Here is a 7,889-nt window from a genome sequence, read left to right as displayed (position 1 = left end):
GTGGGGGCGGGGGTCGAAGGGGCGGGCGTCGAAGGTGTGGGGCTCGGCTCGGGTGTCGGATTATTCGTCACCTTGGGGATCACGATGTCGGTGTTCGCACCCACAGCGCGCGCGTCGGCGGGGTTATTGGGGTCGACTGTTCGAGCGGCAGCGTCGAAGCCTCGGATCGTCTGGCCTGGGACGATTTCGTACCCCTCGGGCAACGCCGGGAGCGCCGTCACGGCGGCTCGCGACGGGTCATTCTGATCGTTGGCGTAGGACTGTGCCGCGTGCACGGTGCCGTCGGCATCAACGAGACGAATCTTACCGAGGGGTGAGTAGAAGACCTGGCACGCAAAGTGCAAGTCAGGCTGATCCGGATCGAAGCTTATTGCGGGAGCGCTCACTTCCATCGTGTATTGGCCGGCGACGACGGGACTGGGATGCATGGGGAGCCCACCGGCCCCTTCGCGCGGAGTGTACTCCTGGTGGGGTTCGATGATGGTGCCGTTTTTATCGGCGAGGTAGCAGGTTGCGGGGCCTGCGACGTCTGCCGCGTAGGCTGACCGGGGATCGCGGTGAGGCTCAAGACAGCCGCGGCAGCGCCGACGCGCACGATCGATGGGGCATGTATGGACGTTGTCCTTTCGCGGTCAGGTTACACCCACCACCTTACCGGGTATCCACATTCCTCTCTTCTAGTTGAATGTTCGAATCGCGCCGATCCATCGCAGTGTTGCACCGAGCAGAGTCCGCCCCCTCTCCCCCACCGACAGCACCCGCGCCCGCCGACCGGCGCGTCACCTCACGCTCACTACAACAAGAACGAGGCCGGGGCCGCTCCCGCGGGCAACACCGACCTCGTACATCCAGGTGAGGCGAGATCAGTGACCCGGCCAGCTGCGAATCGTCGTCAGCGCTCCAACCGAGTATCGATCCCAGACGCGTCCACCGACGCGCACGGCGGCCTCGAGGATGAGGACCGACCACACGATGCACACGACGTAGGCAACCCAGTCCGGCACCGCACCGAAGGACGCCAATACGAGGAAGACGTAGGAAGGGACCTGTAGGATTGCAGTCCCCGCGAAGCCGACGAGCTGCAGCAGCATCGTCATGAGGAAGGAGCCTGTGCCCTTCGTCGCCAGCGGAGAGACACCTGGAGGCTGAACCGGGTAGACCCAACGGGCATTCAGGACTAGGGTCGTGGCGGCCGCGCCTGAGAAGAGGACGACACCCACCGCTTGGTGGAACACGACATCAGCACGGCTCGCTCCCACGGCAAGGTCGTGGACGAGATACCCGATCACCAGGGGCACGAAGACGATGAGGGAACCCACGAGGCGTCCCCGGCGTTCCTCACGTCCGCTCATGCCCGACGAGACAACGATCCACGCGCCCGTCGAATCGTATTGCATGAGTGCACCGACTGCCAGACCCACCGTCACTGGCACCAGGTAGAGGAAAACACCCGTGAAGAGGAGTTGGCTCCATTGGTCCTCGGGGTCGACGCGCCCCATGAGGACCCCGATGATCGGAAAGATCAGAGCGAACACCATGTTCATGTTGAGGCGAGGATCAACGATCCAATAGCGCGCAGTGCGCGCCGCCAGGGAGGCGGATCGAACCCCAAGGCCGAGTTTGGTGAAGGTATCAACGCTACGCAGCTCAGTGGACCTGCTACGCGCGGGTCGCACGCTTCGCGTTTCGTCGACGAGGGAGTCATCGATGAGGTGACGCCCCTCGTTGATGGCTCGCTGTGCGTCGGCACTGACCTCACCGGCGTATCCGCTCATGACGGGACGTAGGACCAAGAGCCACGCGCGCCAGCCGAGGACGGCGGTAGCTGCAACGATGAGGGAGCGCAACGCGGCTGCTCCCCAGGCCCCCTCCAGAAGGGAGGCGACGACACCGAAGGGTGCGCCGACGGGTGTCCAGAGGGCGACGTTGAGGCCGGCATGGAACAGCTCCACCGAGAAGTTATCCGACAGGAGTTTCATCCAGTAGCCCAGCGGAGTGAGGACCACGAAGAACGCCACGATGCCGACCATGGTGACCAGGTCCTTTTTACTGGAGCTATTGAGGCGCACAGCGAACCAGGTCCCGACCGCGCGCGCCCACAAGACCGCGAGGGGTAGGGTGAGGACCCCTGCGAGAAGCCACACCAGGGCCGCGAACCACTGGGCGCGCCACAGGGCGAACCAGGCGGGCAGTATGAGAAACATGGCGGACAGGAGGCCGCCTGGTCCCACGACCGTTGATGCCGCTAGCGCAGCACCGAGGCGCTTGCTCGGCCCGACGTATGGTGACAGGCGCACGGGATCGAGCGAGTTGTCCATCGACGCGAAGAGGATCGGGAGGATGAGCCACAGTACGAAGACGGCGGGACCGACGACGGGGAGCATCGCAGAAAGAGTCTGCGCTTCCTCAGATCGAGCGAGGAACGCGGTGCCCACGAGCGCACCCACATACATTGTCCCGAACTGGACAGTGCCAAGGACCGCAAGCACCAGCACGGCAGTCTGGCGGCGAACGGTGTTCCAGATGATGCGGAGCTTGAGGCGAATCAGTTGCCCAACCACGACAGGCCTTCCTCGGTGTGGACGCCGCCGACCAGGGAGGTGAAGCGCTCCCCCAGGTCGCCGCCCTGGGCGACCTCGTCGGTGGTTCCTGCGACGAGTACGCGCCCTTTGTCGATAATGGCGACGTGGGTGCACAGCTGCTGGACGGTCGCCATTACGTGGGAGGAGAGGATGACGGTGCCACCCCGGCGGGTGTAGTCGGTGAGGATCGTCCGAATGTTTGCTGCGGAGACGGGGTCAACAGCCTCGAATGGTTCATCGAGGACGAGGACACGTGGGGAGTGAATGAGGGCGGCCGCCATCGCGATTTTTTTCGTCATGCCGGCCGAGTACTCGCCGATCAATTTCCGACCGGCCTCACTCAGATCGAGGGCGGCGAGGAGTTCTTTGGTGCGTTCACGGGCGGTCGCGGCGTCGAGGCCGTGCAGCATGGCGACGTGGACGAGGAAGTCGGGGCCGGAGAGACGATCGAGCAGGCGCATGCCGTCGGGCATGACGCCGAGCAGGGAGCGTGCCCGCTGAGGTTGTGCCCATACGTCGACGCCGTGCACGTAGGAGGTTCCGCGGTCGGGGGTCAGCAGGCCGGTCGCCATCGTGAGGGTGGTGGTTTTCCCTGCGCCGTTCGGGCCGACGATACCGAAAAAGGAACCGGTGGGGATGTCGAGGGTGAGGTCGGCGACTGCGATCAGGTTTCCGTAGATTTTGACGAGGCCTCGGATCGCAAGGGCGATCTCTTTATCAATGACGACGGGAGGGAGCGAAGTGGTGGCGGGCTGTGAATCGGACACGAGAGACTCCTTCGAGCAGTGACGTCAACACCGATTGTACTGCGACGCCATGTTGTATATGGGATGCGTCTCAGTGAGCCGGTACAGGAACCGGAACACGCGCGTTTAACGAGCACTGATGACGACGTTGAGTCCTTGTTCGGGGTGGTAGGTCCAGGTAGCGCGGTACAAGCTCCACTGATCCTCCTGAGTACCGTCGATGGCGCGTGTAAAGGCCATGCGTTCTCGCATCGACGCAGGAGCATCGAGTTCGTCCAGGATGCAGCGAAAGACGGGCATGGCCAACCCCGGGGCACTGTCACTGGACACCTCTACGGTGAGGGAGGGGCTATCCGTTGCCAGCCGCGTATAGCTGCTGTGCGCATGACATGAGTCGACCGCTGCAGCGAGCTTATTCGCGGCACCAAAACGCAGGAAGTACACCCCTGCCGCGAGGGCGGCAACGAGAATGATAGCCACGATAAATCCGAGGAAGAACATGCCCAGCCCCCGCCGTGAGCGCTTCCTGTGGCGGGCTCGATCGCCCCGCAGGGGCGGACGCTCTGCGCCATTCTCGTCGCTGTACTCGCGAGCTTCACGTCGGCGGGCGTCTTCGACTTCGGCGGCTCGTACGTGCATCTGATCGACAGAAACGAGCCTCGGCGCGGGCGATGCGCCGCGGCTGAGAGCAACGTCAGCGCGGGAGGGCACGCCTCGGCCCTCACGCACACCGTCAGCAGTGTGAAGTTCCTCAAACGAAGAGGCTTCGGCCTCATCAAAGTGGGCATATTCCCGAACAGTGGCGTCCTCCTGGCGGGGCGCGAAACTGCGTTGTTCGGGGGTGAGCTGAACGTCGGGTGCGAAGCGGCTGACAGGCACTGCGGGGGCAGAGTTGGAGGCTGTTTGGGCTACGTGTGCGGGGACGCGAGACTCACGGGGGGCGTGCCCGGACGCACCGAGACTTGAGGTGACACCAGATTTCGGAGGAGTGGCGACAGGAAGAGTTGTCTGGGACGAGGCCTCCTTGCCTGTGGCAGGGGTGGCGCACACCGGGGTGGGCGTGACCGCATGCGGGGCCGAGGAAGCTGGGGAGTGCAGGGGCGGGACAACAGCGATAACCGTGCGTTCGACCGCGGGGGCGATCGCAGCGACACGCGGCGCTTCCTCGGCTACCTGGGGCTTGGGAGCGGGAGTGTGTGCTCGGGGACGTCGTACAACGGGGGTGGGGGCGGTATCGACCGAGGCAGGGGCCGCGGGACCAGAGAAACGTTCGGGCAGGGAGGGACGGGCACTCAGCCGAGCAGCAACACCACCCGGATAGTCGCGTGTTTGTGCGCCTGCGCCGACACGGAATGCGTCCGGCGTTGCTGCCCCCATGAGTCCTCCATCAACAAAACACTAGTACTTGTCTAGCAAGCATAGTTGTCGATTACCCGGGAAGCAACAGGGTTAGTCAATCCCCAGCGCCTTGCGCAGACGTGCAACATGGCCGGTGGCCTTCACATTGTATTGTGCGAGCAACACGGTGCCATCGGGGGCAACGACAACCGTCGAGCGAATAATGCCCACGTAGGTGCGCCCATAGTTCTTCTTTTCCCCCCACGCACCATAGGCCTTGAGAATCTCATGATCAGGATCGCATGCCAGCGGGAATGTCAGGGACTGCTTCTCAGCAAAACGCTCGAGGGCGGCCATCGAGTCGCCAGACACTCCAATAACGGAGTAGCCGGCCCCCTGCAACGAAGACAAGGAATCACGGAAGTCACAGGCCTCCTTCGTGCACCCCGGCGTCGACGCCTTCGGGTAGAAGTACACAACGACTCCGCGCGGGGACGCAGAAAGGAGATCAGACAGGGACAGGGATCCCTGCGTGGTTGTGGCGGTAAAATGCGGGGCTCGGTGGCCGACTTCCAAAACGCTCATGATGACCAGTGTATCGAGGGGGTATATCCCACTGCGAAGGGAGTCACCGGTGCGCGAGATGGGACTCGAACCCACACGTCAAAGACACTGGAACCTAAATCCAGCGCGTCTGCCAATTCCGCCACTCGCGCGCGCACCCAAGTGTAGCCGATGGACGTTGCCTCGTCCGAACACCTGGTGCCCAAAGCCGACTGCCCCCGTGCGAAACCGCTCACGTACCGTGGGGCACCCTCGAGCACTCCCCGGCAGCGTCACCTGCAGGCGCGAAGGCAACTGGAGCCTTAGACGCACCCACATTGCGTGCCTAGTGCGCCGTCGCGTTGATCGTTCCTTCGCCGAGGACCCGTGTACCCCTGTAGACAACCATCGACTGGCCACGGGCTACGCCGCGAGCTGAGCGCGCGAGGTTGACACTCATCGTGGAGCCAGCGCGAGTCAAGGAGGCGACAGGAATGGGCGAGCCGTGTGCGCGCAGCTGCACGAAAAGGTCGGTCACGTCGGAACCCTCGTCGTCTGGGGCTAGCCAGACGACGTCGGTCGCGTCAATGCGCGAGATGGACAACAGCTCGGAAGCACCCACGACAACCTGATTGGTCTGTGGCCTCGTCTCGAGGACGTAGCGTGGGCGCCCGTCGGGGGCGGGAGCTCCGATGCCTAGGCCCTTGCGTTGGCCGACCGTGTAGTTCCAATAGCCGTCGTGATGTCCCAGGACTGTGCCGTCGGGGGACACAATCTCGCCCTGGCGCGCACCCAAGTGCGCGCGCAGGAATCCTTGCGTATCCCCGTCGGGAATAAAGCAAATGTCGTAGGAGTCCGGCTTGTTGGATACGCCCAGGCCAAGGCGCTCAGCCTCAGAACGCACCCACGCTTTGCTGGGAGCATCGCCGAGCGGCAGGATAACGCGGGTGAGTTCCTCCGGGCCCATGACTGCTAACACGTAGGACTGGTCCTTGAGGGGGTCGGCGCCGCGGTGCAGTTCGGGACCGCTCTGTCCATCCACGATGGCCGCGTAGTGACCGGTGCACACGGCGTCGAAGCCGAGTGCACGGGCGCGGGCGGCGAGCTCGCGAAACTTCACAAACTCGTTGCAGCGCACACAGGGGTTGGGTGTTCGCCCAGCCTTGTACTGCTCAACGAAGTCAGTGATGACAGTCTGCTCGAACTCGCTGGCGAGGTCCCACACGTAGAAGGGGATACCAATGATCTCGGCAGCGCGCGCTGCATCCCCGGCGTCCTCGATCGAGCAGCAGCCACGCGAGCCAATTCGACATTCTTGAGGTTGGGTGGACAGGGCCATATGGACGCCGACCACGTCATGACCGGCGTGGGCGGCTTTCGCGGCAGCGACGGCGGAATCCACCCCACCGGATAGTGCGGCCAGGACTCGCATATTCAGCGCTCCTCATTTCGTTGGTTGCGCGCATGGGAGACCCCATCAAGGGCCGCCCCAGCGCGGATCGCGACCGGTAGGGCAGCGAGGAAGGCGTCAATGTCAGCGCGTGTCGTGGCGTGTCCCAGCGAGACGCGTAGAACCCCTAGGGCCGCTTCCTCACTGCGTCCCATCGCCATGACAATGTCAGAGGGGCGGGCGACCCCCGCGTGGCAGGCGGACCCGGCGGAGACCGCAATGCCGGCCATGTCGAAGGCCATGAGGACGGCCTCGGGGCGGGCGGGCGGCCACGGCAGGTGGGTGATCGCACTCGACGNATCGGGGAATGCATCTGCTGCGTCATATCACTTCACCACCGAAAGAATGTAGTCGGCCAGCGCGCGCCCGCCCTCGCCGGCGTCCTGAATGATCGTGCCGGAACCGTCGCGCACGTTCTCCTCGCTGAAAGTCACGGAGGTCAGCGCACGGCGCAGCACCAGGTCCTGCCCGCCGGGAACCTCGACGAGGTCGTCAATACCCCACTGGTCCAGGGGCTTCTTGCGGGCGGCCTTCATCGCAGCGAAGGCCGGGTAACGAGGCTCGTTGATCTGGTCGGTCACGGAGACGACGGCGGGCAGCGCGGCGCGCAGCGTCTCGGTGAAGCCGTCGACGGAGCGCTCGATCGTCACGGCGCCATCTTCGACGCTCATCGAGCGGGCAAGGCCCAGCAGCGGCATGTGGGCTTTGGCGGCCAAAGCGCCGGGTAGCATGGAGGTCATTGCGTCCAGCGAGGCCATGCCGGTGACGACCAGGTCGACGGGACCGCACTCGTGCGCGATCTTCGCGATTGCGACGGAGAGCACGGAGGCCGTCGTGATGACGTCGGAGCCCTCGAGGAACTCGTCGGAGACTAAGAAGGCGCGGTCCGCGCCCATCTGCAGGGCGCGCATGAGCGCGTCCTCTGCGTCCTCGGGACCCATCGTCAAGGCGATGACCTCGCCCTCGCGGTCGGCGTTTTCCTCGGCTTCTTTCAGCTGGACGGCTGCCTCGATGGCGTTCTCGTCCAGCTCGTTGAGCACATCGTCCTCACCGCGCACTAAGCGACCGTCCTCAAAACGGCGTTCGGACTGCATGTCGGGGACATGCTTCACACACACGACAATTCTCATGGCTTCTAGCGTGCCACATTCCCGGCCCCTCGCCCATATGAGGGTGCCCTCACCGCCACACGCCACAATCAAGCATCCTTACCCGATGCAGGACTTCATT

At 64.2% G+C, this 7,889-nt stretch carries 6 protein-coding genes, 1 tRNA gene and 2 pseudogenes; all 9 read right to left on the bottom strand.

Features of this window, described 5'->3' with window-relative positions; translation table 11 throughout:
- Positions 1 to 428: pseudogene (locus BQ7477_RS05640) on the bottom strand (hypothetical protein); the annotation flags it as partial.
- Positions 429 to 863: 435 nt separating this feature from the next.
- Complete coding sequence (locus tag BQ7477_RS05635; RefSeq protein ID WP_073983135.1) at positions 864 to 2,561, bottom strand: hypothetical protein; 1,698 nt, start codon at positions 2,559 to 2,561, stop codon at positions 864 to 866.
- Positions 2,546 to 3,349 (bottom strand): ABC transporter ATP-binding protein, encoded by an 804-nt coding sequence (locus BQ7477_RS05630; RefSeq protein WP_073983134.1) that lies wholly within the window; start codon positions 3,347 to 3,349, stop codon positions 2,546 to 2,548. The genes BQ7477_RS05635 and BQ7477_RS05630 overlap by 16 nt, the downstream gene beginning before the upstream one ends.
- Positions 3,350 to 3,454: 105 nt before the next feature.
- Positions 3,455 to 4,705: a hypothetical protein gene (locus BQ7477_RS05625; RefSeq protein ID WP_073983133.1), complete on the bottom strand. Its 1,251-nt coding sequence runs from the start codon at positions 4,703 to 4,705 to the stop codon at positions 3,455 to 3,457.
- Positions 4,706 to 4,777: 72 nt separating this feature from the next.
- Positions 4,778 to 5,251, bottom strand: coding sequence for a peroxiredoxin (locus BQ7477_RS05620; protein WP_073983535.1), 474 nt, complete (start codon positions 5,249 to 5,251; stop codon positions 4,778 to 4,780).
- A gap of 50 nt (positions 5,252 to 5,301) precedes the next feature.
- Positions 5,302 to 5,382, bottom strand: a tRNA-Leu gene (locus BQ7477_RS05615).
- Positions 5,383 to 5,555: 173 nt separating this feature from the next.
- Positions 5,556 to 6,641 carry a tRNA 2-thiouridine(34) synthase MnmA gene (mnmA, locus tag BQ7477_RS05610; RefSeq protein ID WP_073983132.1) on the bottom strand — a complete coding sequence of 362 codons (1,086 nt, stop codon included), beginning with the start codon at positions 6,639 to 6,641 and terminating at the stop codon, positions 5,556 to 5,558.
- Positions 6,642 to 6,643: 2 nt separating this feature from the next.
- A pseudogene (locus BQ7477_RS05605) lies at positions 6,644 to 6,955 on the bottom strand (aminotransferase class V-fold PLP-dependent enzyme); the annotation flags it as partial.
- A gap of 30 nt (positions 6,956 to 6,985) precedes the next feature.
- Positions 6,986 to 7,789 (bottom strand): electron transfer flavoprotein subunit beta/FixA family protein, encoded by an 804-nt coding sequence (locus tag BQ7477_RS05600; RefSeq protein WP_073983131.1) that lies wholly within the window; start codon positions 7,787 to 7,789, stop codon positions 6,986 to 6,988.
- Positions 7,790 to 7,889: the final 100 nt, after the last annotated feature.

The organism is Actinomyces bouchesdurhonensis (assembly GCF_900128465.1).
Lineage (GTDB): Bacteria > Actinomycetota > Actinomycetes > Actinomycetales > Actinomycetaceae > Pauljensenia > Pauljensenia bouchesdurhonensis.
The sequence above is the reverse complement of the archived record's forward strand: the minus strand, read 5'-3'. Positions and strand labels throughout refer to the sequence as shown.